General features: G+C 40.1%; 24 protein-coding genes. 9 read left to right on the top strand and 15 right to left on the bottom strand.

Annotated features, from left to right (window positions below; genetic code table 11):
- Positions 1-19: 19 nt before the first annotated feature.
- Entirely contained in the window at positions 20-991 is a 972-nt protein-coding gene (locus R2800_08200) for an AraC family transcriptional regulator (GenBank protein MEZ5017021.1), read from the bottom strand.
- A gap of 154 nt (positions 992-1145) precedes the next feature.
- Here R2800_08200 and R2800_08205 point away from each other — a divergent pair, with 154 nt between their 5' ends.
- Positions 1146-1430: a hypothetical protein gene (locus R2800_08205; GenBank protein ID MEZ5017022.1), complete on the top strand. Its 285-nt coding sequence runs from the start codon at positions 1146-1148 to the stop codon at positions 1428-1430.
- A 166-nt stretch (positions 1431-1596) separates the two neighbouring features.
- On the opposite strand, the gene R2800_08210 is transcribed toward R2800_08205, so the two are convergent.
- From R2800_08210 to R2800_08225, 4 genes are all read right to left on the bottom strand, one after another.
- Positions 1597-2904: a T9SS type A sorting domain-containing protein gene (locus tag R2800_08210; GenBank protein ID MEZ5017023.1), complete on the bottom strand. Its 1308-nt coding sequence runs from the start codon at positions 2902-2904 to the stop codon at positions 1597-1599.
- Positions 2905-3021: 117 nt separating this feature from the next.
- On the bottom strand, positions 3022-4347 hold the full coding sequence (locus R2800_08215) for a hypothetical protein (protein ID MEZ5017024.1): 1326 nt from the start codon (positions 4345-4347) through the stop codon (positions 3022-3024).
- Positions 4348-4409: 62 nt separating this feature from the next.
- Positions 4410-5705, bottom strand: coding sequence for a T9SS type A sorting domain-containing protein (locus tag R2800_08220; protein ID MEZ5017025.1), 1296 nt, complete (start codon positions 5703-5705; stop codon positions 4410-4412).
- A 77-nt stretch (positions 5706-5782) separates the two neighbouring features.
- Positions 5783-7060 (bottom strand): hypothetical protein, encoded by a 1278-nt coding sequence (locus R2800_08225; GenBank protein MEZ5017026.1) that lies wholly within the window; start codon positions 7058-7060, stop codon positions 5783-5785.
- Positions 7061-7192: 132 nt separating this feature from the next.
- On the opposite strand from R2800_08225, the gene R2800_08230 reads away from it, so the two are divergent.
- From R2800_08230 to R2800_08240, 3 genes are all read left to right on the top strand, one after another.
- Complete coding sequence (locus R2800_08230) at positions 7193-8695, top strand: T9SS type A sorting domain-containing protein (protein MEZ5017027.1); 1503 nt, start codon at positions 7193-7195, stop codon at positions 8693-8695.
- Positions 8696-8787: 92 nt separating this feature from the next.
- On the top strand, positions 8788-9552 hold the full coding sequence (locus tag R2800_08235) for a hypothetical protein (protein ID MEZ5017028.1): 765 nt from the start codon (positions 8788-8790) through the stop codon (positions 9550-9552).
- Between the two features lie 82 nt (positions 9553-9634).
- Positions 9635-9841: a hypothetical protein gene (locus R2800_08240; GenBank protein MEZ5017029.1), complete on the top strand. Its 207-nt coding sequence runs from the start codon at positions 9635-9637 to the stop codon at positions 9839-9841.
- A 64-nt stretch (positions 9842-9905) separates the two neighbouring features.
- Here R2800_08240 and R2800_08245 read toward each other — a convergent pair whose 3' ends face one another.
- The 4 genes from R2800_08245 to R2800_08260 all read right to left on the bottom strand — a co-directional run bounded on the left by R2800_08245 (position 9906) and on the right by R2800_08260 (position 13364).
- On the bottom strand, positions 9906-11411 hold the full coding sequence (locus R2800_08245; protein MEZ5017030.1) for a sulfatase-like hydrolase/transferase: 1506 nt from the start codon (positions 11409-11411) through the stop codon (positions 9906-9908).
- A 187-nt stretch (positions 11412-11598) separates the two neighbouring features.
- A complete protein-coding gene (locus tag R2800_08250) occupies positions 11599-12363 on the bottom strand; it encodes a GH25 family lysozyme (protein MEZ5017031.1) in 765 nt (254 codons plus the stop codon).
- A gap of 115 nt (positions 12364-12478) precedes the next feature.
- Entirely contained in the window at positions 12479-13114 is a 636-nt protein-coding gene (locus R2800_08255) for a hypothetical protein (protein MEZ5017032.1), read from the bottom strand.
- Between the two features lie 70 nt (positions 13115-13184).
- Positions 13185-13364, bottom strand: coding sequence for a hypothetical protein (locus R2800_08260; GenBank protein ID MEZ5017033.1), 180 nt, complete (start codon positions 13362-13364; stop codon positions 13185-13187).
- A 651-nt stretch (positions 13365-14015) separates the two neighbouring features.
- On the opposite strand from R2800_08260, the gene R2800_08265 reads away from it, so the two are divergent.
- From R2800_08265 to R2800_08280, 4 genes are all read left to right on the top strand, one after another.
- Entirely contained in the window at positions 14016-14459 is a 444-nt protein-coding gene (locus tag R2800_08265; protein MEZ5017034.1) for a hypothetical protein, read from the top strand.
- A gap of 33 nt (positions 14460-14492) precedes the next feature.
- A complete protein-coding gene (locus tag R2800_08270) occupies positions 14493-14972 on the top strand; it encodes a hypothetical protein (protein ID MEZ5017035.1) in 480 nt (159 codons plus the stop codon).
- A gap of 645 nt (positions 14973-15617) precedes the next feature.
- Positions 15618-16106, top strand: coding sequence for a hypothetical protein (locus R2800_08275; GenBank protein ID MEZ5017036.1), 489 nt, complete (start codon positions 15618-15620; stop codon positions 16104-16106).
- Positions 16107-16250: 144 nt separating this feature from the next.
- On the top strand, positions 16251-16730 hold the full coding sequence (locus tag R2800_08280; GenBank protein ID MEZ5017037.1) for a hypothetical protein: 480 nt from the start codon (positions 16251-16253) through the stop codon (positions 16728-16730).
- Between the two features lie 194 nt (positions 16731-16924).
- Here R2800_08280 and R2800_08285 read toward each other — a convergent pair whose 3' ends face one another.
- From R2800_08285 to R2800_08295, 3 genes are read right to left on the bottom strand one after another with little or no spacing between them, the layout of a single operon-like run.
- Positions 16925-17506, bottom strand: coding sequence for a hypothetical protein (locus R2800_08285; GenBank protein MEZ5017038.1), 582 nt, complete (start codon positions 17504-17506; stop codon positions 16925-16927).
- Between the two features lie 2 nt (positions 17507-17508).
- Positions 17509-18117, bottom strand: coding sequence for a hypothetical protein (locus tag R2800_08290; GenBank protein ID MEZ5017039.1), 609 nt, complete (start codon positions 18115-18117; stop codon positions 17509-17511).
- 2 nt (positions 18118-18119) lie between these two features.
- The gene (locus R2800_08295) at positions 18120-18698 is read right to left on the bottom strand and encodes a hypothetical protein (GenBank protein MEZ5017040.1); all 579 of its coding nucleotides are present in this window, start codon (positions 18696-18698) and stop codon (positions 18120-18122) included.
- 277 nt (positions 18699-18975) lie between these two features.
- Between R2800_08295 and R2800_08300 the strand changes: the two genes are divergently transcribed.
- Positions 18976-20343 (top strand): T9SS type A sorting domain-containing protein, encoded by a 1368-nt coding sequence (locus tag R2800_08300; GenBank protein MEZ5017041.1) that lies wholly within the window; start codon positions 18976-18978, stop codon positions 20341-20343.
- Between the two features lie 61 nt (positions 20344-20404).
- On the opposite strand, the gene R2800_08305 is transcribed toward R2800_08300, so the two are convergent.
- From R2800_08305 to R2800_08315, 3 genes are read right to left on the bottom strand one after another with little or no spacing between them, the layout of a single operon-like run.
- On the bottom strand, positions 20405-21577 hold the full coding sequence (locus R2800_08305; GenBank protein MEZ5017042.1) for a hypothetical protein: 1173 nt from the start codon (positions 21575-21577) through the stop codon (positions 20405-20407).
- Complete coding sequence (locus R2800_08310) at positions 21578-22657, bottom strand: hypothetical protein (protein MEZ5017043.1); 1080 nt, start codon at positions 22655-22657, stop codon at positions 21578-21580.
- Positions 22658-22660: 3 nt separating this feature from the next.
- On the bottom strand, positions 22661-23845 hold the full coding sequence (locus R2800_08315) for a hypothetical protein (GenBank protein ID MEZ5017044.1): 1185 nt from the start codon (positions 23843-23845) through the stop codon (positions 22661-22663).
- Positions 23846-23861: the final 16 nt, after the last annotated feature.

Raw genomic sequence — 23861 nt, forward strand, 5'->3', positions numbered from 1 at the left:
GAATTAATAACCCGAAACGTTATTTTTTACTAAATGCCTTAGGGGTGAAATTGTATATTTTTTTGAACGCAGTGGCAAAGTGACTGAGATTATCATACCCTACCGACATACCTGCTTCTGCTACAGTACAGTTGGTTTCTTCGAGTAGTCGACGCGCCTCGCGCATTTTTATATAGAGCACATATTGGTATATACTCTTACCATATACCTGCTTAAAGAGTTGCTGTAGTTTGGTAACACCCATACCTGCAGTTCTTGCTAGCTCTGCCACTGTTGGAGGTGCTACAAAAGACTCGTGCAATATTCGCTGCACTTCAAAAAGCTGTTGCAGATCATCGTTATGAATACTTAGTGTATCAATACCTAAAAGCCGCTCGTTGATCTTAGCAAAGCAACGATCCATTAGCTCATATGCTGCTGCCGACAAACTCAAACGAGAAGGTAATTGATGTCTCATACGCTGCATAAGCAAATTGGCATATTCTTGTAGCACAGGTGTTAGCTCTTCGAAAAAGAAAAAAGGTTTACCGTTTGACAATTGCTCTTTTATGGATGCCCTACTCTTATCAATATGTGCTTTGAGCCAATTGCCCGATGCTGAAATGGTAAGTGCCAGTATTCGTTTATTCTTATCGTAATGATATTTGGTATCTATATGTGGAGAAGGAAAGAAAACTGCATGTTTAGTATAGCTACCTATGTTAAGCACTTCACCAGCTATTTCTTGCTCGCCAGCCTTGTGCAACATGTAGAACATAATAGGATAATAATCTACATCTTTTGTGGCTGTACGCGTAAGCGTCAATTCTTTTTTAAGAGTCACATCCAACAAGGTTACATACAATTCCTCTTCCAGTTGCAACTGCTGTAAGTACCCTTTCCCTAATGAAGAAGGAATAACAACCTTTCCATTTCTTGGCTTTACACCTAGCTGCTCTGCCATATGATTGAGCCAATATTTAGGCTGCATGGCTCTGAACTGTAGTTCCATAAACATAAAGATAGTGCTATTATAGCTATCTAACCACTTAGCACATAGCACTTTAGCACATGATTTGGCATTAGTTAACCGATTGTTAACGGTTGTTAATTTTTGGGCAAGTAGTATTGATGTACCTACTTTGGTACTAACAAAAACAAAGCAAATGTTACAATACGAGGATTTTGAGAGCAACATACTGGCAATTACAGGTTCTTTATTTTACAAGTGGAGACACCTTTTACCCGCTATTCCTTTAGCGCACAGACAGCGCTTTTTGCTAGCAATAAATAAAGGGTTTCGTCTACCACAAGCCTACGACTTTGTAATGACCAGCCAAACAATACATGATGATGAGTTTGAAGATTTTCTTCGTCAAGCTTATCTAATACAGATCAACGATACTAACGAGCCTTGCGTATTTGCTGATGCATTACTCATTGCTTCTTAAATAAACTCTTACTTACTAATTACATTAAAAAAGCACTAGCTGTTTCTATACAGCTAGTGCTATAACATAATCTTTAAAAAGTATACGGAAAAGCCAGCCCCGTTCTCACAATCACATAAGGGACTATAAACTATTCGAAGCTAAGACTTTCCAGTCTTGGCTTTTTTTATTTTATGATCACAAATTGCTTACTCTCTATAGCTGCTCCTGCGTGCAACTCCAAGTAATAATTACCCGCTGCCAATGCTGAGGTATTTATCTGCTTTTGATACGGAGTGTTTACCTGCTCGGTCCACTGCTCTACTACTTGGCCTTGCATATTCATAATGCGCCCTTGTAGCAAAACATTCGATGCCGTCTTCCAAGAGATAGACAACACATGGTTTGCAGGATTAGGATACAACAACAATTCATTTTTAGCTGCAGCAACAGCCTTTACAGCAACAGGCCAGTACTGCTCGTACTTGTATCTTGTTTTTTCCTTCTTGGCAATACTGCCCGATACATAGTAGGTAGTTTCTACCTCTTCTACCCTGCCATACGAGGTATAGCTTATTGTTACCAACTGGCTATCTAGTGTCTGGTTGTTGGTTCTATGTCTTTTCCAGTATAGGGCACTCACCAGCTGCCCGCTACCATTGTAGGTATAGGTGCGCTGCTCATGATCTCTGGTAAGCGTAGGCAGGTAGTAGGTTTGTATACTATCTATTGCTAGCTGTCCCATACCATTATAATGGTAATACCTTCTACTTACCAACTCTAACTTGCCACCTGTACCTGTAAGAGAACTATAGGTGCGCAGGTCGGTCATCTTCCCCGAGCCATTAAACATGCGTTCTATGGTAAACTGAGTTTCCCACCAGCCATTGTCGTAGTACAAGCCACTATCGGCTATGGGGTTGTTGTTGGCATCGTACTTATAGAAGTACCAGAAGGTGGGTGTAAGGCTGGAGCCTACTCCCATGTTGTGGCTTGTTTCCTTGAAGGAAACATTGCCTTGACCGTCGTAAGCGAAGGAGTCTCTGGTAACCTCCATCATGTTACTTCCCAAATTGGTGTAGGTCGATTTTCGATACAGTTTGTTGCTGTTGTAATACAGGGTATCCCAGGTCTGTACCGACCAATTGCTACTGGCAGTATTGTAGCCAAAATGTGCTGCCGCCCATAGTGTATTGTTGCTGTGATACACACGGGTACTTTTGTCGCTTGGTTTCAACGAGTTGGCATCTCGTTGATATACTATCATCTCATCATAGTCGATAGTATCGTTGTCAACACTGCTACCTCTTCCAGCAGTAGGGCTATAGCTGTAGGTGGTAGAGTCTTGTGTAATGTAGCTACTAGTACTTGTTGCCGGAGTATCTGTTTGGTTCACTACTTCAATGAGGCGCCATTGCTGGGCTTCGGCAGTCGTAGCGTGAAACAGTAGAGCAAAAGAGAGGGCTGCTCGGCTTAGTAATTGTAGTTTTTTCACGACTGTATATTTTTTAACACAATAAATATACACCTCCCATATATAAGTAGATAACGCGTAACAAAAGATGACCACAGGATGACCAAATACTACTTGTCGATCATAGTTTCTTAGTAGCTATTTTGCTACTACAAACTGCTTATGGTATGTGCCTACCCGCGTACGCAACACCAGGTAGTAGTTGCCCGATGCCAAGTTAGCTATGTCTATTTTTTTTGAGTACCAATAAGCGCCATAATATGGCTTTGCTTTTTCTTCCCACTGTAGCAGCGTTCGCCCATTCATGTCTATGATATGCCCTTGTATATTTTCCGCATCAGCATAGTGCCAATAAATTTGAAGCATATTGCTAGCTGGTATTGGCGATAAACTCAAGCCTGTATTTCGGGGCGGCCCTTGAGACTCGTTGGGCACTTCCAGTGGCCAATAGTGCTCGTAGTCATACTTGGTTGTTTCTGTATAGTAAATGCTATTGTCAGAAGCATTAATCACTCGCTTCTCTATTTTGTCGATACGACCAAAAGAGGTGTAGGTATAAGTAGTTATTTCTGTTTGCCATAGCTGTTGGGGATAAGGGCCTTGGTATTTTTTAAATGTATCGGTAGCCAATCTGCCTGCAGCATCGTATGTATAGCTGTGTATATTTTGCGATAAAATAACGTTTGGAGGATAGAAAGTTTGTAAACTATCGCCCGCCAGCTGCCCCTGTGCATTGTAGTAGTAATAGTTTCTTTGATTCAACTTATTGTTAGGAGTATCTATAGAATAACGTACTTTTTCTATTAGTTTCCCTTGAGCATCGTACACGCTGGCATTTTGCGCCCCGGGTAAAAATGTAACCACAGACAAGTACATATATGACATGCTATCTAGCAATAGCTGATCCGCACTATTATAAGTGTAGTAGTGCTTTGTATCAGTGACAATCGCAAAATTACTCCCTGCGCTTTTCCCCGTAAAGTAAGACCTCACCTGCCCATTGGCATTATACTCATAAATATCATGACTTAAAGGCTTCATCCCAAACCCATTCACGATACGGTAATATATTCTTCGCATTACCTTACCAGAGCTATAGGTAGCGGTGTCAGTACTGATGAGGCCCCAATTATTATTAAGACCATCGTTCGCATAGTGTGCCCGCGTTACTAGCTGGTCGTCGTTGTTGTAGGTATAGAAGTTGGCATAGGTTATTTGAGGAGCATTGCTACCTAGTAGGTTATATTTCCTTTCCCAGTCGCACTTTATGGTATCGTTGAGCAAGGAGCTACCTCTCTGCTTATTATAATCGTACTGATAAATAGTAGAGTCGTGCACATTGTTCTGCAAACCTGCTGTGTAAATTTTTTCATACACTTTTTTAACCACCCGCCATTGTTGTGCGTGCGCAGTACTAAATGAAATAAAACACAATAATACTAGTAGCCATGTAGATCTTTGCATGAGGTAGGGGTTTTAGTATATCTATATAAATATACACCCTTTACTATGAAATGGTTGGGTAACTACCTTAGTATAGTAAACTGCTGATGCACTTTACCTAAGTTGCTTTGCAGCTCTACAAAGTAATTGCCAGAAGGCATACTCGCAATATCTATTGCCTTGCGGTAAATAGTATTACAAGTTTCATCCCACTCTTGCAGCACACGCCCTTGCACATCTACAATTCGCCCTTTTACAGAAGCAAGGTCTTCCTTGCGCCATATGATGTGCAATACATTACTAGCAGGGTTGGGGTATAATGTAAGGTCTTGCTCTCGTGGCTGTGGCGCTTGTATCTCTTCTACATCCAGTGGCCATACGATCTCATAGTAGTACTTTTCACTCCATTTTGATGTTGCACCATTATCACTAATGGTGGTGTAGGTATACTGATCCAAATACCCAAAAGAAGTATAGCTATAGGTGTATAGTTTTGTATTCGTAACACCTCCATTCTTATTTATATGTTTACGTTCTTCTTGTACGAGCCTGTCATTACCATCATAGCTATAGGTGGCAAATGTTGACAATGTAAAAATGTTATTGATCGTAATACCCCAAGACGTATCGGCAACAAGCAAGCCTTTAGCGTTGTAGTAATAAATGGTTGGAGGTCCTTCTCTTCTGCCTGTAGCAGTATAGCTAACATTTTTTTTCTCTACGATTTTCCCATTAGCATTATAGGTATTGTAGGTCACATCTCTAATTTTGTATTGACTGCCGTCATACTTCAAGTTACTATCTACTGTCACGTTATTATTGGCATCATACAAATAGTAGATCTTTGTATAGGGGAGCATGGCTTGCTGCGTAGCCGACCAGTTGTTTTTTTCGTAAATGGTAACATTACCATTAGCATCGTAGCTGTATTTCTCTTCGTAGATCAATGAGTAAGGTCTGGCCGTGCTAGACAACCTGTCGTAGTGCAACCTCCTAACCAGCTTGTTGTTGGCGTAGCTAAATGTATCTGCCCATTTTTGCCACCATACGTTTACCATACCTCCACTCCAACCTTCATTGCTGGCAGTTAGCAGATTGTTGTTATTATCGTAAGTGCGTCTTGTTTCGTTGTATAAAGATGTAGTAGTGGCATTGCTGGTCAACTTTGCATAAGTCTGAGCATAGCTAAACTTTATATCGTTGTTCTGAGGATTGCCATTGGTCATTGTACCTTTATGGCCGTATCTTATAGAGTCTCTAAAGGCAAACTGATTGCCTGTGAGGTTATCCCAATTCACCTTAGCAACAGGCCTCCATTGTTGCGCATTGACAGACAAAGCAATAAAAAGCAGCAGAAACAATAAGGATAGGTATCTCATGGGTGGCATTTTAGTATTATAAATATACCCATTTTTAAACGGAAGAGATGGGATTACCCTAGCGACAATAACACATTTTACTGTATTACGACAAAAGCCCCTTGCCTTTTTTCATTACCCACCAGTAATACTAGATGGTAAGTACCACTACCTAATCCTCCGACAGGCACACGCTTGCTACAATCGGCTGTAGCCATATAGTTCAAATGCGTTACCATCTTACCCATAGCATTATAGATATATGCCTGTACTTCTGTAGGAGCCTTTACATCAAGATGGATAAAAACAGCGTCTTTGGCAGGCACAGGAAATACATTAATGCTTTTCACCGCCGTATCTACTACTACAGGCCAGTGAGGCTCGTAATACATTTTTTTAACGCTGGAATCTTCCACTAAAACTGGCAGAGTTGCTGTAATATTATAACTCTTGACAACTCTCGTCTGCATATCAATATGGTCAAAAGAAGTGTACTGATACTGGGTTACATCTTCTTTTGTATACCCATTATCTCCATTAGGGTAATCTCGTACTGAAGATCGTATCAATTGCTTTTTATCATTATAGACATAGTTATAAATGAAAAAATGTGGCTTACCATTATAAGTATACCAATTCACAGAGCTATCCCATATAGGCAATCCATCTGAATTGTATCGATGAGCCCTGTATCTGGTCACATATCGGGTAGAGTCTGTAGTTACAGTGTGTGTCTGTTCAACAAGCTCCCCTTTATCATTATAGATATTATCGTATGTGGAGGTAGAATAAAGGACATACTGCCCATTTTTCCAATAATATAATTCCGAAGCATCCATATCTCCTTTATCATTATAACTAGAGTTTGATCGTCTCTCAGCATCTACATAACCACTTATATGTGTTAACTGGTGTTTTTCATTATAAGAATAATAGTAGCGGGTTATTTTGGTTTCTAAACCAATATCACTAAAGAAATAACTTCTCCTATATTTCAAACGTCTGCACTCATCATACTCTAAAGTATCCGATTGCTGTAACTTAGCAACATTATTACTATTCTGCGGGTACGGATATCTTGAAAAGTTAATGGTCCTAACTTGATTAGACTTGTTATAAGTCCTTTTCGATTCATATCGCTTTACAGCCTTATTATCACCTCTTCTTTCATAATGCTGATACCTATCATACAATATGGTATCTCTACCTATATTACTACCTCTATTAGGGCTGTTATACTCGTACAAAAAAGAGTCAACAGGGATCTCTCCATTAATACTTTTACCTATTTCAACCACCTTTACCACGCGCCACTGCTGGGCAAAAGAGGCATTAACAAAAAGAACAAGTAGGGCAAACGTATATAGGTATTTCATGCTAAAAAGCTATTTACGCGCTCAATATACTCCCTTTTTTACAAGCATTTTAACCCTCGCTTGGTAAGCGCCATGTAATATTTCTGTATATTTAGGGTTACATTTTTACATCTTAATAAAATTATCAACGCGATGAAGCGTAGCTTACTATTATTACTACTGGTGGGTGCTGCTGCCACTACTAAGGCACAGCCTGGTTTTGAGAATTTGGATATTAACCCCGGCTTGGGTAGCGCCAGCCCTATGTATATCAATGCCTTTGGCAAAAAAGTGTACTGCTATGCCAACAATGGCACAACGGGGCGCGAGCTTTTCTGGGCAGATAGTATGACCAAACCCAAACTTACCGACAACCTAAATACCGGTAATAGCAATGCAATATCAGTAGGGTACAGCAAGCCTTCCATTGGCGTGGGCAACAAGTTTTACTTTACCGCTACCAACGGAGCATCGGGCGAAGAGATATTCAGCTTCGATGGCACCAACGCACCATCACTGGTGTGGGACGTAGACCTAGGTGGCGGTAGTTCTTCTCCAGACAACTATACAGAGCAGAACAACACGCTTTACTTCCGTGCATCAACCCCTGCTAATGGCTACGAGCTATGGCAGTATGACATTACCAACAAGCTGGCTAAACGATTGACCGACATACGCAGTGGCTCGGACAGTAGCCTTACTGGCGATGTATTGTACTACAAAAACAATATTATATTCACCGCCAACGATGGCACCAACGGCAATGAGCTGTGGAGCTACAATATACTAACACAGCAGGCACAGATGATAAGCGATATTGATACAGGTGCTGCCGACTCTGACCCTAAGAACCTAACCATCATCGATGGTAAAGTATACTTCAGTGCTAACGAAAAGCACACAGGTAGAGAGCTGTATGAATATGATGGCATAGACCTACCAAAGCGTGTTACGGATATAGACACAGGTTTTACCAGTGGTGTATACCTTGCTCCGGGGGTGGGCTTCATCAAGTTCAACAATCTGATATATTTTGCAGGCAGGTATCAAAACCGCGTACACCTTTATAGCTACAACCCTGCTACCAAAGTAGCTAAGCTGGAGCATAAGATAAACCCTAACGGTAATAGTAATCCTCAACATTTTGCTATATACAAAGGGCGCTTGTTCTTTGCGGCAGACGATGGTGCTAATGGCTTGGAGCTATGGGCTTACGATGGCACTAATGCTCCTACGCTTATGGCAGATCTTTGTCCAGGAGCTAACGGTAGTATGCCAGCAGGTCTTGTTGCCATTGGCGACGATCTTTACTTCTCGGCTACTGACTGTAAGAGCAGCGGATCGGAACTGTTTAGATACAATGCAAAGCTAGCAGGTATACGTACTACGCTATTTGATGGCAGCGCTACCTTCTACCCCAACCCTATACCGCGCAACCTGAAGATAGAACTGAATCTGGTACGCGATGAAGAGCTGCGCATACGCATTGCCGACATCAGCGGGCAAACCATATACGATACTGACGTAGTGCCTTACCCACGTGGCAAGAGCAAGATAGATGTGCCAATGAAAAACCTACCCGCTGGTGGCTACATCTACTACATACAAAACAAAGACAGCACCACCTACCTTACAGGCAAGCTGATAAAATTATAATTGCAAATACATGTTTATAGACAACCACCTACTCTTAACGGAGTGGGTGGTTTTTTGTGTACCTTTCATTGTAAATCTTTCGTAACAGTATAATGAATGACCTCTTAAAACAAAGCATTACAAAGGTTTGTGCAGCATTGAACAAACACTCTGTTGAATATCTTACTGTGGGAGGTGTTGCTGTAGCTTTTCATGGATATGATAGACATACTGTTGATGATGATGGTCATTTATCTAACATACCCGATATTGACATCTGGTTTAATACCACTTACACCAATTACTACAAATTATTAAGTGCATTAAAAGATTTGGGGCAAGACATAAAAAGGTTTGAAGAAGAACAAACACCTAACCCTCAAAAATCTTATTTCAAATATCGGTTTGACAGCTTTGAACTTGACATTATCCCCAAACTAAAGGCAGAGCTAGATTTCAAAACAGCTTATACCTCAAAGGAAACAATTACAGTCAACAACATCGAAGTACCATACATATCTTATGAAAATTTAGTCGCTGACAAAAAAATAAACCCAAGACCAAAAGACCTAGATGACATCCAGCAACTCCGTTTAATAAATGATATAAAAACAAAAGGAGCAATATGCTTAACTATAGATGATATATTATGGCATGACTGGGATCCTCTTGGCATTAATGATATAGCTCCTAGAGATGAATACAGGAGTTATATACCAGAAATATGCGAGCTTGCAATGTCTGGTGCAAGCAAGGAAGAAATTGCTAATCATCTTCTATCTATACTAACTAATAAAATGGGAGGAGCTGGATCTGTGGATAGATGTAACGCAGTAGCTGAGAAAATTATTAAAGCTTGCAAGAAGGAGGCAGATTAAGGCAATAATGAATTTTCGTTAAGAGTGGGTGTTTTTTTGTGTAATGAAATACCCTAAATTTGAGTAACTAAATTTATCATTCATGAAACAAGTATTAACAGCAACAATGGTAAGCCGGCCAAACAACATTGATAAACAGAAAACGACAACAACTGCAATAAAAGATTCCAACCATACGTCACAAGCAGTATCTCATTGTAGAAACTGTAGTAGATGTAATGGCTATATGCGAGCCAATGACTTTGGAGACTGTGCATCTTGTGGATGTGCAGGGCATTATCACTTTTAGTAATTCTCAAACACATAACAGCCACCTCATACGAGGTGGCTGCTTTATAAAAACAAACGAGCACTTATACTATTGTTCTTACTCTTAGCTTGTTGTGTTCCAACTCTTTTAGTTGTTCCTCCAGCTTATCGCGCTGCTCTTTGTAGGCAGGGTCGTAGGCAAGGTTGTTCACTTCCTGCGGGTCGTTTACCAGATCGTACAGCTCATACTGTTTGGCATAAGCACCCATAGCATCAAAGTAATAGTCAAACTTCCACTCCTCTGTTCTGATGCAACGTATACGGTTGGCCGCATTCACTACCGACCATTTATTGTTAGAGCCCGCCTTCGTATCATCAAACGTAAAGAGAATGCTATCCTGCACAGGCGTACCGTCTTCCATTACAGGCAATAGACTGGTACCTGCAAGATTACTCGGCGGCTCGGCTACTTGTGCTATCTCCATTAGTGTAGGCATAATGTCTACCAGCGTAGCCAACGCCAAGGAGTTCTCCGGCTTGCCGCTATCAAACAACACAGGGTTAGAGAATACCATCGGCACTCTTATAGCCTCCTCGTAGGCAACAAATGTTTTTTGTCTCAAGCCACCGTGCGCCAAGCCCATCTCTCCATGGTCAGAGGTTTGGATGACTATGGTCTTATCAGCTAGTCTTGTACCATCGGCCTCAGCATATAGCTCTTGTATCAGTTTGCTTATCTCTTTATCTACCAGCGTTAGCAAATAGGCATAGTAGTTCACATAGTTCAGTTTTGTTTCATCATCGGGCAGTGGTCCTAGTAGGCCGTTCATGCCTAGTAGTATCTGCTCCTGTGCCATTGGTTTTTTATTCTTCAGCAGCTGCTCATTTACAGTACCAGGTAGTGCTATCTCTCTACCCGACCAGCTCGATGGCTTGTACCCATACAGCCCTGCCGTGTTAGGATAAGCGAGTACATCGTGCGGGTTCACCAGTGATACGATGAGACAGTAAGGCGTATCATCACCAGCAGCTCTACGTGCTTTTACTTGCTTTAGGTATTGTATAGACTGTGCTATGTACTTCGCATCGTGGTTGGCATAGCCACCACCAAAGTTCAGCGGGTTCACATCCTCACCGGCATCGGGTGTTTGCCAGCCCATAGCGCCATATAGGGCTAGGTCGGCAGGCTTTAGCTTATCGTAGTTGGTATTAGCACCATTAGGTGCGGCACCTTTACTCATATGCCATTTGCCACGGTACTGCACATCATAGCCAGCACCATAGAGTACGTTCATAATATTGGGCAAGCTACTATCTAGTGTAGGCTCGGCTGGCGATAGTGGGCCACCTTCGGTAAGCGTTTGGCTCACCTTGTGTATGGCAGGGTATGTACCTGTAAATAAGGTAGCCCTACTTGGCGAGCACATACAGGTGTTACAAAAAGCACGATCGAAGCTAAAACCATTTTGCTTCAGAAATGTAAGGCTGTGTAAATTGTCCTGCTCCCAACCTGTAGGATAGTTTTCCGTTGGTGTGGTTTGCTCATCAGTAATAATTAGTAGAATGTCGGGTTGCTTCCCGAGTTGTTCCAACTTCTGCTTAAAGTCCATGGTGACTATGTTTTAAAATGGTGTAAAAAAACTGAATGATGAAGGTAAGCTTATTACACATCAATACACAAGGGGAAAAACACCCCTATGTACACCACAGTCTACTTTATGTGGACGAGCATATTATTTCAGGTATAAGTCATCTAGCATTTTTGCTCAAGATATTACTAACATTAAAAACTCCACCCTATTCTCCAAACACATTCAGTGCACCTAGTACACCATTATACTCGTCGTAGTCTACCTTAGAGCTGTTCAGGTCGTGCGTGTCAGTCTTCTGCCATATGGTATAGCCATCTTGCTGCCATGCTGCAGGTATTGACGGGCTTGCTTGTCCACTATATTCTGCCAGCCATAGCGGATACTTTGCTAGTGTGGCATTGGTCAGGTACTGGTTGGCAAAGGCATAGTTGGTATACACCATAGGCGTTTTGCCTGATAGTGTTTCCAGTTCTTTAAGAAAACTAAGCAATACTTTTTCTACGTCACTTGCAGTTTCGTTGCCCGACAAGCTGCCCGCTTCTATATCTACAATAAAGGTCATCTGCCTATCGTCGCTATGCCCTTTAAGTTGTTGGTAATAGTATTGAGCCTGTTCTACTGGCTCTTTATTTGTTTTATAAAAATGATAAGCACCACGTATCAATCCCTTTTGGCGAAGTGCCTTCCAGTTGGTATCAAAGTCGGGGTCTATATAGCCCACACCTTGCGTAGCTTTGCAAATGCCAAAGCTTAGGTCGTCCATCTTGTTGATATCTTCTACGATATTGCCATTCCAGTGAGAGACATCTATACCATAATAAGTGCCAGAAACAGCTTTAGGAGTTTCTTTTTCGGTAGTAGTGGTTGTGGTTACAGCATCCGCTTTCTGTCGCTTATCCTTTAGGTATATAAAGGCACCGCCAAATATTACAATTGAAATAACAAGGGCTACTATTGTACTTTTTTTCATTTCATGGTTTCTTTAGTGAGGTTTCATTTTACACAATGAAAATAATATTTTTTTTGATGAGGCAACCATCTCACTAAACAACTATACTTTTTATCCTATAAGCATAGTAGCAAGGTTAATCTGTTAGCCAAACCGCCTTCTCCAATACAATATCATATCTTATATGCTCTCCTAAATTATTATCACTGTTTTGCAATGGCTCTTTGAACCACTCATTAAAGCGAACTCTTGCAGGACCATTTTCAAACTCCTTGAGAAAAGAAGCACCAAAGACCACACTATCTCCCTTCACTATACTACCGGCATCTCTTCTATCGTTCCCAAAATGCAAATTTACATGTGTAGGGTCAGGCACATAGTTCTTCACCCGCACGATCAGGTTCTTGGATTTATACACCGTATCAGGACAGACCAATTGAAAGTCGGGAACTTTAGACAATGCTATACTGTTTACTAATGTTCTCTGTTCTTTTTTTAAGATAAAAGAGGCATCAAACTTTCCTCTACCTGTTCCCGACCATACATACACGCCATTATTAATGCTATGTGCGGGCTGGCCATCGAAGGTAATAGACTCTTTTGAGGGCAAAGGGAGTGTTTTATAACCTATTGCTAGGTTAGCATAAGCGACAAAGCTATCGCTATAGGGATAATACCTAATGCTATATGTTTGGGAATAATGTTTTTCTTCTTTTTTACAACCTATCAATACTACAATTGCAAAACAAAACAGCAATGATCTTCGATACATAAAATAGGGCTTTTACATTTTTATAAATGTAAAAATTTCCTACGGATATAGATCAAAGTAGACCTTCTATTTAATTCTGCTGGTTGATATTGCGTATGTTGTTTTCGGCAAGCCAAGCTCTAAAACCTTCCAGGTCTTTGGGTTCATGCTCTACCACCTCGCCGTTCTTCAGGGAGATAACAAAAGTACCTACAGTTTCAGCAAAGGCTGATAAGTCTTCCGGAGCATAGTTGAATTCTTGGTTAGGCATATGTATCGGTGATTATTCTTTTATTAAATTATATGGGACAAATCTACGTCGCTAAAAATTCTTAAAACACCGTGAAAACACCCCCTTTGCATATTTTTTTGCAACAATAAAGTAAAAAACACAACTATAGGATCTATAGTTAATAATTAATTCATAATTGTGTAACATACTATATGTAGCTTACTAGCGTTATATACACGCACCCTTATTCATTTATTGTTTTTTTCAGAGTAGCAACACAACATTGCACCGTGTTGCCACCTTTTTCATAAAGTAAAAGCCGCATTCCTGCGGCTTTTTTAACTTATAGCTTATGACCAACTCGTACAGTTGCACCCCTGTACGCTTTCTATAGTGATCATAAGCATCTACTCTTAGACATTTCTATATACCTACTTTGCAAAGCTTGTGCCAAACTCTCAACAAAGAGGTATCGCTTATATTTTTTAAAGGAGATTTAATCTTCCCGCTCCCGCACAGTATATTTTTTACCAGTTATAAAGCAAAAATAACCACCTATGCTCTAAAACGACCAATTATCAAATACACTATGTTACAGAACAACATTATTAGGAACTTGAATATGTATTTCGAAGTACATATCACTATCCACCCTGTCAAAATATTCAAGTCACCTTTAAAAAGAATATCATGAAAAAACTACTCACATTACTTGCGGTAATACTTACGCTGAGCATTAGTACGCAAGCACAGGTAAACAGTCTTACTATTAACAATAATGCTGGCTGTGCTGTTGAACTCATTTTCTATGCAGGCAGTAGTGCTACATGTGGTGCCGCTACACCCACTGCTACTACTACAACAGTAAACGGATCTTCAACAATCAACATTCCCAACCCTCAAGCGGTAGGTTTCCCTGCCGGCGTTACACTTTTTCATCTGGTACAGGTACAAGCCAACAGTAACTGCGGTACCAATGCTATGTCGGTATATGAATGTACAGGCGGTAGCCAGTATTCTGATGCTACTACTCTTCCCGTACCTCCTCCATCACCAACTGTTTGCACCTGCTCCCCTGCAACCTATGTTAGCTGGAGTACTTCAGGCACTAATGCTACGATCAACATTAACTAGGGAGACTTTTTTTTAAACATAAAAACTATACACATGAAAAAACTATTATTCCTAGTACTACTATGTGCTATCACGACGTCCCTTAGGGCGCAAGTAAATTCTATTGGTTTTCAAAACACCAGCTCTTGCGATGTATGGATTGTATTATACGGAAGTACAGGAGCCTGCGCTACCACTCACAGTAGCAACCCGATACAAGTACCCGCAGGGGCTACATTTGGATATAGCGACCCTACAGCAGTGCCTGGTGGCATGAATGGTGGCGGAACAACATTAGGCGCTACAGACGTTTTTACACGTGTACAAGTGCTGGAGGGCAACCCTGCTTATGCAGGTATTGTTGCATGTCTTACGCCGGGTGGACCAAGCATTACCGGCAGTGGCTGTCTAGGGCCTACATCTACTTCTTTATTAGTTTATGATGTAATACCATTCACATGCAACCTGTGCGGCAATGTAACGGTACAGTGGACAGCAGCTTCTCCAACCGCAGCTGTTATAGAAATATTCTAACAGCACACCCTTATAGTACGTTTATATAATAGTCGTCTTTAAAAGACGGCTATTTTTTTATGTATATAAACACAGCAGTACAAAGTACTGCTGCGTTTCACCATATAATCCAAGTCAAAAATCAAAAAAGACAATTAGGATTACCGAACAAAGGTAAGGGCTAAAACATATACAAGACAAGCGTGTAAACACCCTAAATATAAGCGAATCTAAATCAGGTGATTATACCCTTTCTCAAGGAGAATAGTATTGGTAACTTTGCCTTATAATTTTCAAATACATATCTTTTACCTTACATGCCTTGTTTTCGCGCAGGGCATTTTTCATATCCCTACCATTCGGCACAAGCACGCTTAAGCGTCGGAAGCCATCGACTAAGAAAAGAAAAGTAAAACATAGAAAAGAAAAGCAAAGAAGATAGTATACCATACGTCGCAACGTCGATCGTTGCTAACTACATTTAAATCAATAAGTTTTATTTAATAATCACCCAACCTTAGTTTGTCACACTAATGTCTTTCCTTCCACTAACATTCAGCTTTGGTTCTGATCACACCTCTGCTAGTTTTAGTAACCTATGCTCGTTATTCCGGAATTCACCGTCATAGAACCCTGATTTATTTTTTAAACAATTAAATAGCAACTATGAAAAAACTACTGTTCACCATGGCAGTACTATGCCTTACCGTGCTCTTTACTCACGCCCAAAACATCCACACGCTAACCATTAAAAATGTTACCAGTAATGACATCTATGTTATTATCAACGGAAACACTATAGGAGGTGTACCTTGTGCACCAGACTACCGAAGTGCCATTATTGCCATTCCTCCCGGTGTTGTTGATTATATAGACCCTACTTATGTAACAGGAGGTGTAAACAACTCAGGCGGCACTGCATTAGGTGCTAATGGTGTATTCAATACTGTAAATGTCTTTACTGCCAACCCTAACAGCGGATGCTCAGGAATGAAAATGTATCAGGCGGGACTCTGTAATGGTAATACGTCATTCAACAACGTACCTTTTTTCCATTACAACCCCACAGCTACTACTGTTTGTCAGTATATCGGTTCCTATACGATAAAGACGACACAAACAGGTAGCTCTAGTATGGAAATAGCCATTTACTAACATCAATCAAAAAATATACTTAAGTATACCTAGCAGGTGATGATCACACCTGACCGTATCTACATGCCTATACTTGCCTATTCATGACATGGTGAGTACATGCCCTATCAAACACTATTATTTAATCACTAAAAAAACAATACAATGAAAAAAATGTTTTTCGCCATAGCATTGCTATGTCTATGCACCATTTTTGCACAAGCACAAGGCACTAATGGCATCACCATTAAAAACAGTACGCCATGTCGAATTTATTTGGTACTGCACGGAGCCCAGCCAAGCGACCCTTCTTGTAGCAGTAATTATCGCAGCGGTATTGTTGCTGTAAATGCAGGAACAACTATCAACTTTAATGACCCCTCTACTGTGCCTGGAGGCATGACCGACCCTATGAATAACCAATTGGGGAGCAATGGTCTATTTAGTATCGCCATTATTTTTGAGAACAACCCTGTTACCTGTAGCGCACCTCAAGACTACCCTGCGGGGCTGTGCATAGGCACATCAACTATTGGCAATGTGCAAATAAAAAACAGTAACACCTGTACTGCATGTAATGGCAACACTTACTCCATATACACTACACAAACTGGCCCAAACACACAACAAATAGAAATACACTAAAACACACAAAACATATATATATGTTAGCCCTGCTCTATGCAGGGCTTTTTTGTTGTAGTTATAATCGTTTAATAAAAGACAAGCTTACACCCGAACAAATTCGTTGGCACTAGTGCTTATTTTTTCTTCTTTTATACCGATTAGGTTTCATTTTTAGTGTAACGCACCCCTGCTATTCATGGCAGGGGATTTTTTTAGCACAACCTTATCTTACTTTGCAGAAAGGCGTATAGTTTTCTATGCTGCTGCACTACATCAGCAAGTAGTTGTTCCGTTATAGGTTCGGGCTGTGCTACCCCGCTCCAAAAATGCCTATCCATAAAGGCATCGAAAAAATTCATTAACGGATATCCACTAAAGGCATCTGTCCAACTCTCATCCTCTATTTGGTAGCAGTAGTCGCTGGCAAAGTTTTTGGCCGTAACGGTATGGTCGAAGAGCGCAACGTTCTCTACATCTATAGCAGTTGCATTCAGCAGGTCAAGGTCTACCACCGTATCGGGCTCAATGGGGAGTTTTATTGCTGCCAGCCAACCATCCCAGTTGCTCTTGTCAAATGCTTGGTCCCATTGCTGGACGTAAGCAATAGCATCTTCTACAGTTAGGAATAAAAGGAAATGCCCCTGCTCATCTATCAGCATTTTATCCTCCTCGTTAAAGCTGGTCTTATCTACCCCCCATATGGTACAGTACTCCATATCCTGATACAGCATCTCTACTACATAGCGCTGATACTGCTCGCAAACTTCTTCGTTATGCTCTGTGTAGTCCTCCACGTTTACATGATTTTCACCCTATTAGAAACAGCAGTGTAAAGCAACTTTTGGTTGGTTATTATATAATCCATTGACATTATACCTACACGATACTGTCTTATAATATTATTGCGCTCTTTTTCATCACCTTTTATATACTTATCTACTACAGTGCTAATACCATTTAAAGAACCTTTGCCTTTGCCATTCCCATTCTCCATATCTACTCCCCAACACAAATCAACTTGGTCACAATATTCCTCTGCAAAATCTATTGCATCTACGGTATGGATATATGCAGGGAAGTTGTCTAAGTCCATGCTGTCTACATTAAGCAGGTCGAGATTTATTGACAGACCTGGTTCGATGGGGAGCTTTATTTGCGACAACCATGCTTCCCAGTTTTCTTTATCGAAAAGATTTTCCCAGTTTTTAGCATAGTCTATTGCATTGTCTATGGTTTTAAAGAGTAATAAACTTTCCTCTCCATCTAATAGAACTTTATCAAAGTAGTTATCCTGCCAGTCGCCACCTCTTAGCGTGTAATACTCCTCTCCTTTGTAGTGTACTCTTACTACAAAACGGTCATATTCGTTAGAAAGCTTCTCATTATGCTCTGTATAGTCCTCCACGTTTACATGATCTTTATCTTCTTAGCGATAAGATCATACACCTCGTTGAGCTTAGGAACAGCGTCTTCTTCTAACCCTTTAGGAATGGGTGGTGCTTCTGTGCCTTCTTCCAAGTAGGTGTCTATATATAGGTCAAAAAGTGTCTCTAAAGGATGCTCATAAAACAAGTCCATCAAGTACTCGTCTCCCGACTGGTGGGCATAGTCGCTCACAAAGTTTTGGGTATTGATAAGTTCTTCAAAACTCTCTTCGGTAGAGATGTCTATCTCTTCATCCTGCAATAGATCCAGGTCTATACCCATATGCGGGGTTAATGGTAGATTTATTTCTTTTAGCCAACCATCAAAACGCTCACGATCGAATAGATCCTTTTGCTCTTTTACATATGCTATGGCAGCATCTATGGTTTTGAACAGTAGGAACTGCCCTTCCTCATCTACCAGCATTTTATCTTCTTCTTCGGGGCTGGTGTGGTCGGTACCCCAGATGGTATAATAATAATTGCCCGTGTACTCTATCTCTATTACAAAACGCAGGTAGCGCTCGCATACGGCAGCATTGTGCTCGGTGTTGTTGGCCATACAAATACTATTGAGCCTGCAAGTTAGTCAATACCTTTTGCTTTTGGATAGATGGGGTGCTCGAGCTATAGAACTAATTCGTACCGATTCTGTTGCTTTTCTATTTACTTTATATTTGAAAAACAGGGGTTTTCTATTTTACACGGCACCTTCGCTTCCTATGGCGAGGGTGTATTTTTTTAGTATGCCATCTCACCCAACTATCACGCTGCAAACGGTAGTCTTTTATATAGATACCCCTCATTCGATTCATTTCAAATAAACGTATATTTAGTTTATGAGAACCTTTAAACTTCTGTCAATATTATTACTATTCAGCGGCACGCTTTCAGCACAAAGCAGACTCGTAGCCTACTACAAAACAATAGCCCCTGCCAGTTCTTCCAAGTCTGTTGACACAGGAGTATATATCTATAACTTCAACAATAGAACTATTGACAAACCCGACACTTTAATAAAAAGGAAATATTCCCTTAACCAGTATTTTCTAGGAGGGAAAACAATGTATACCTATGACAAGAACTGGAACAATGTAAAAACCATATCGACATTTGCTGCCATATTTAGTAATACACTATACAATTTAGATGCAGAATATTCCACCTACGACAACAACAATAACAACACATCTCGTATAAATTTAGTCTGGAACGACAAGACCAACCAGTGGGACAGCGCTACAAGAAAAACAAGAACTTTTGACGCAAATGGAAATTGGACAACCTACTTGTTTGAACAACAGGACGCTAACAATAAGCTCAAAAAAGAGTTCAGATATAGCAACACCTATAATAACAACAAAAAAATCACGCTAGGTATTCGTGAAAAATGGGATGGCGCCACAGCGTCATTCGACTCTAATCAACGGCATACTTATACTTACGATGCCAACAACAACTTAGACACCACCTTTGTTGAAGACTATAAAAATAATAAATGGGAGCCTTACAGCAGGTACACCTACGTCTATAATAGTAGCCACCAAGTCACCTCAAAGATGGTAGAGTTCTTTAAACAAAATGGTGACACCTCTAGGAAAGTGACCATATACACCTATGATGCTCAGGGCGACCTGGATACTGTTTACCATAAGCATAACGATTTCAACCCGGCTACCCTAACCGACCACGTAAAAGAAGTGCATATATATACTAGTAAAAACCCGTTGGTAAAAAATGTAATTGAATACGCTTATGACAGGACTACCAAGAGCTTTAAAAATGGGCTCAAGATATATACATCATACAATAGCTATAACCAACTAACGATGAAAGTAACCAAGCACTGGGATACTATTGCCAACGATTGGAGGTTCAATGGCCTTAGGGGCGATAGTGCCCGTTATTACTACGAGGCTGTCTGGCCATTATCTGTCAATACAGCAAAGGAGCATAAAATAAAAACTACTGTATATCCTAACCCATCTAGCGGGCATTTTATTAATGTGCAAGTAATGGAGCATAACGGGCAGCCTTATACTATAGTCATTAGCACAGTACTTGGCAGGGTAATCGCTCAATACGAAGTTGAGGATGGGGCTGCACTTAAAACCATAGCCACAGACCAGCTACCAAGTGGACAATACCTACTCTCTATAGTAACAAGAACAGGTAAAGCATCCCAGCTTTTTTCTATAGAACGGTAATTTTTAGTCAACATATTGATAGATAACAGCACCTCCACTTGGCATAATGGGGGTGATTTTTTTAGTATTCTTCGTAGGTGTAGGTGGTTATATGTCTGTAACTATTTCTTTTCTTTTTGGGATAATAGTCATACGTAGTTCTCTTATACACCTTTTTTCTCAGGTAGCCAGAAGTAGCATACTTATATACGGTCATTCTGGTCTCCTGAGGCCTATTGCCTTGAGCATTGTACAAATTGTACAACGTATAACTTTTGTTCACTAAAAAGCCTCTATTGTTATACTTATACTCTTCCACCGTTTTAAACCCATCATCAAAATCAAAATTATACGTCCAGTGCTTAATTTTCTTTATTACTCTATTTAGCGTATCTCGCTCTTCGACAAATTTTGTTTGTGTCGAACTAGTCACCTTGCCAAAAAGATATTTATCCTCTATTCGGGTATTACTATCTAAATATATAATGTTAGTTGAGTCTTTCTCCGTGTACTCGCCATCACTATCCATGCTACAGGTAGTAATGAGGATGGGCTTTTTATTCTTATCGTACCAAATACGTTTAGCTTCGAGACCATACATTTTAGGCTTTACTAATTGACAACTAATAGTTGCCCCAGCATATATATGCTCTTGTAAATTCGTCAAAACAGGTGTTACGATATAATCAGGTTGTTCCCCTGAAGAAGAAATCTGAGGCTGTATATCCATTTCATAATGCTTCACCAAAAAAGTATCCTCCCCTTTATAAAACATAGAATCTACTGACATCAATTGCAGACCATAGCTAGTCAACGTATTAAAATCGAGGGTATCATTTATAAGGTCGTCAAAAGTTAGTCTTTCATATGCTTTGTAAAAATACTCTTTTGCTACCAGCTGTTGTTTAGCATTGTATTTATAGCACATAAAAGGTATTGTAGCATCATCACGATACCAGTATAGGTAGGAGGTATCTAAAAGTCCAATATCATTGTATATGTCCACCGCAGATATTTTCATCTTTTCATCAAAAAAATACAAATGCCGCATTGTATCGAAAAGCACTTTTTCCGCATCAAATGAGCTACCTCTTTGTGTGCCTTTTTTATAGCTATATTTAGTAATGGAACAATCCTTATCCATCCCATAGTGGTAACAATTACAATCCTTCACTTCCACCAGCCTATACCGCTGCCCATAGCTATAGGTAGCTAAGAGGAGGAGTATTGATATGTAACATACGGTTCTCATCATTTAGTAGGCTTCGTAGGTGTAGGTGGTTTTCTCAACAGTTTCAAAATTAACGCCATCGTCAGATACGCTCTCCTCTAGTTCTAGCAAGCGATTATCAGAAGTATAACGATAGTGCCACAAACCTACATAGTCTATATCATAGCCGCCTTCTTCGTAATACTTAGAAATCTTAAACATCAATGTTTGACCTGATTCATTATAAGTCTGTTCCAGCTTGCGCATAGGTGTATACTCCTTTTCGTAATACCTGCTGATCGTTGCCACTTCATTATCACCTACATAACTATACTCTTTATCTTCTCTATATCCTTTTACCCGCTTAGCATCATAATTGTCGTAGTATTGCGTTACAATACTGCTTAGCTTACCTTTTTTGTATCTCCATTTTGTAATAGCTGTAATATTACCTCCGTAGTAGTCTGTTTCCTTAACCAACTTGCCTTTTAAATTATATCTATACTTTTCTTCAATTTTACACCCTTCATTGAAATAGCAATTGTATAGTTTATGCACATGACGATTACCCAAAAAGTAATCATACTTACCTTTTTTAATTAATCTAAAATCGTATTTGGTGGGACGGGTAAAAGAGTTGTCTAAACCTTTAGCATTTGACTCATAAAACATAACATCAATCAGCTTGTCTGTTTTACTGTATGTATAGGTATCTTTTCTTACAGGCACGTATGAACCATTTTGATACAAGTAGGTTTCCCCAAAATTCATTGTACCATCTTGCATTGTATCAACTGCATACAGCTCAACTTGCATATATTTATGAAGCTCAAGCAAAGCTCCACTTTTACTGTAGTTGTAAACGTACAAATCATTCAGATAAAGGCTATCACCTTGTATTATAAAATGAAACGCAGTATCATAAAATGGCAAATGCTGTCCCTTTGGATGCGGTGATATTTTACACTCTCTATATCCATACCTAGATATTTTTGTCACACTTTCTATCATGCGTGTACCATTACTATCATACTCATACGTAGAGTCGGCCACCAGCCTATACCGCTGACCATAGCCATGGGTAGCTAGGAGAAGTAGTATTGATATGTAACAGGCGGTTCTCATGGTTTAGTAGGCTTCGTAGGTGTATACTTTTCTTTCCACCAATTTCTTTCTTTCTTCTTTGGGAGCAGTTTCTTCAATTAAGTAATGGCTAGTAGTTGCTTTCTTTCCATAAATGTCATAAGTAGTTTCTACTAAGCTTTGGCTAATTGGCTGTGTTCTTGCAGTGTCTTCATATTGTGTAGTTGCTTCAGCTATCAATTTGCCCATACTATTGTAGCTATACTTTACTTCTTTTACACTAGCCAGCGATTGTATACCACTTGTTACAGACAGCATAGTTGCCACTGCTCCTTTGGGGGTATAGGTATATCGAGTAAAGCCTTCATAGACAAACGAATCAGGTGTACGAGCTAAATTTTTATGCTCTACAAGCTGCCCTTTATCATCATACTGTTTATACTCCTTATGCCATATTGCAAGGGTGTCCTCTTCAGATACGATATAGGTATTACTTAGTTGCCTGTTCTGCGCACTATCATAAATATACCTTTTCTCAAAGTGTAGAGGTGTCTCCTTATCAACTATGCCATAATAGTCGGGATTATTGACATACTCTTCTGTAACGCTTATTTGTCCGTCTATATATATATCCTTCCCCATCATTACTAATGTGCTATCATTGTTGATACCGTACCCTACTCTATTTGTAAGCTTCCCATCTTTATATGCCAATACAACTTTCGCCAATAAAGTAAAATGAGGCTCTTTGACGACCGTGTCTGTAATTACTGCTTTCTCCATTGGCACCATTGCTGTACTCGCCAGCATATCAGTATAGGTATACGATGTAGTAGGTAGTGTATCGTTTGTATAGTCTACTGCCGTAAAACTTATGGGGTGCTTACCATTTGCATATGGCCTATATTGCCATGCAGTGTCTTGCAATCCAAAATGATTGTAAGAGCGAACTTCTTTTTCTAGCAGCCGTACCTCCCCATCCATCTCATAGGTATAGCGTAGAAAGGTATCACAATCTGCTCTTGGGTTCTCGTAAGTGCGCCTGCCACTACTATCTTCTTTGTACCGATATTGCAGCACACTCACTACACTCGAATCAAAAAATTTTGACCACCCATATTTATAGGTTGTCTCTTCCACTAGTCTATACCTACCCTCTTGGTACTCTTCTTTACAGCCAGAGGCAGCTACTACGATTAAGAAAACAATTAAAAAGGTTGACAGCTTCATAAATAAGGTTGTGCTA

The sequence above is a fragment of the Flavipsychrobacter sp. genome (assembly GCA_041392855.1).
Taxonomy (GTDB): Bacteria; Bacteroidota; Bacteroidia; order Chitinophagales; family Chitinophagaceae; genus UBA5543.

What these genes read in the sequence shown, in the direction of transcription:
- R2800_08200 (MEZ5017021.1), bottom strand. Translation starts at nt 991, where the DNA reads ATGGAACTACAGTTCAGAGCCATGCAGCCTAAATATTGGCTCAATCAT.
- R2800_08205 (MEZ5017022.1), top strand. Translation starts at nt 1,146, where the DNA reads ATGTTACAATACGAGGATTTTGAGAGCAACATACTGGCAATTACAGGT.
- R2800_08215 (MEZ5017024.1), bottom strand. Translation starts at nt 4,347, where the DNA reads ATGCAAAGATCTACATGGCTACTAGTATTATTGTGTTTTATTTCATTT.
- R2800_08220 (MEZ5017025.1), bottom strand. Translation starts at nt 5,705, where the DNA reads ATGAGATACCTATCCTTATTGTTTCTGCTGCTTTTTATTGCTTTGTCT.
- R2800_08225 (MEZ5017026.1), bottom strand. Translation starts at nt 7,060, where the DNA reads ATGAAATACCTATATACGTTTGCCCTACTTGTTCTTTTTGTTAATGCC.
- R2800_08230 (MEZ5017027.1), top strand. Translation starts at nt 7,193, where the DNA reads ATGAAGCGTAGCTTACTATTATTACTACTGGTGGGTGCTGCTGCCACT.
- R2800_08235 (MEZ5017028.1), top strand. Translation starts at nt 8,788, where the DNA reads ATGAATGACCTCTTAAAACAAAGCATTACAAAGGTTTGTGCAGCATTG.
- R2800_08240 (MEZ5017029.1), top strand. Translation starts at nt 9,635, where the DNA reads ATGAAACAAGTATTAACAGCAACAATGGTAAGCCGGCCAAACAACATT.
- R2800_08245 (MEZ5017030.1), bottom strand. Translation starts at nt 11,411, where the DNA reads ATGGACTTTAAGCAGAAGTTGGAACAACTCGGGAAGCAACCCGACATT.
- R2800_08250 (MEZ5017031.1), bottom strand. Translation starts at nt 12,363, where the DNA reads ATGAAAAAAAGTACAATAGTAGCCCTTGTTATTTCAATTGTAATATTT.
- R2800_08255 (MEZ5017032.1), bottom strand. Translation starts at nt 13,114, where the DNA reads ATGTATCGAAGATCATTGCTGTTTTGTTTTGCAATTGTAGTATTGATA.
- R2800_08260 (MEZ5017033.1), bottom strand. Translation starts at nt 13,364, where the DNA reads ATGCCTAACCAAGAATTCAACTATGCTCCGGAAGACTTATCAGCCTTT.
- R2800_08265 (MEZ5017034.1), top strand. Translation starts at nt 14,016, where the DNA reads ATGAAAAAACTACTCACATTACTTGCGGTAATACTTACGCTGAGCATT.
- R2800_08270 (MEZ5017035.1), top strand. Translation starts at nt 14,493, where the DNA reads ATGAAAAAACTATTATTCCTAGTACTACTATGTGCTATCACGACGTCC.
- R2800_08275 (MEZ5017036.1), top strand. Translation starts at nt 15,618, where the DNA reads ATGAAAAAACTACTGTTCACCATGGCAGTACTATGCCTTACCGTGCTC.
- R2800_08280 (MEZ5017037.1), top strand. Translation starts at nt 16,251, where the DNA reads ATGAAAAAAATGTTTTTCGCCATAGCATTGCTATGTCTATGCACCATT.
- R2800_08295 (MEZ5017040.1), bottom strand. Translation starts at nt 18,698, where the DNA reads ATGGCCAACAACACCGAGCACAATGCTGCCGTATGCGAGCGCTACCTG.
- R2800_08300 (MEZ5017041.1), top strand. Translation starts at nt 18,976, where the DNA reads ATGAGAACCTTTAAACTTCTGTCAATATTATTACTATTCAGCGGCACG.
- R2800_08305 (MEZ5017042.1), bottom strand. Translation starts at nt 21,577, where the DNA reads ATGATGAGAACCGTATGTTACATATCAATACTCCTCCTCTTAGCTACC.
- R2800_08310 (MEZ5017043.1), bottom strand. Translation starts at nt 22,657, where the DNA reads ATGAGAACCGCCTGTTACATATCAATACTACTTCTCCTAGCTACCCAT.
- R2800_08315 (MEZ5017044.1), bottom strand. Translation starts at nt 23,845, where the DNA reads ATGAAGCTGTCAACCTTTTTAATTGTTTTCTTAATCGTAGTAGCTGCC.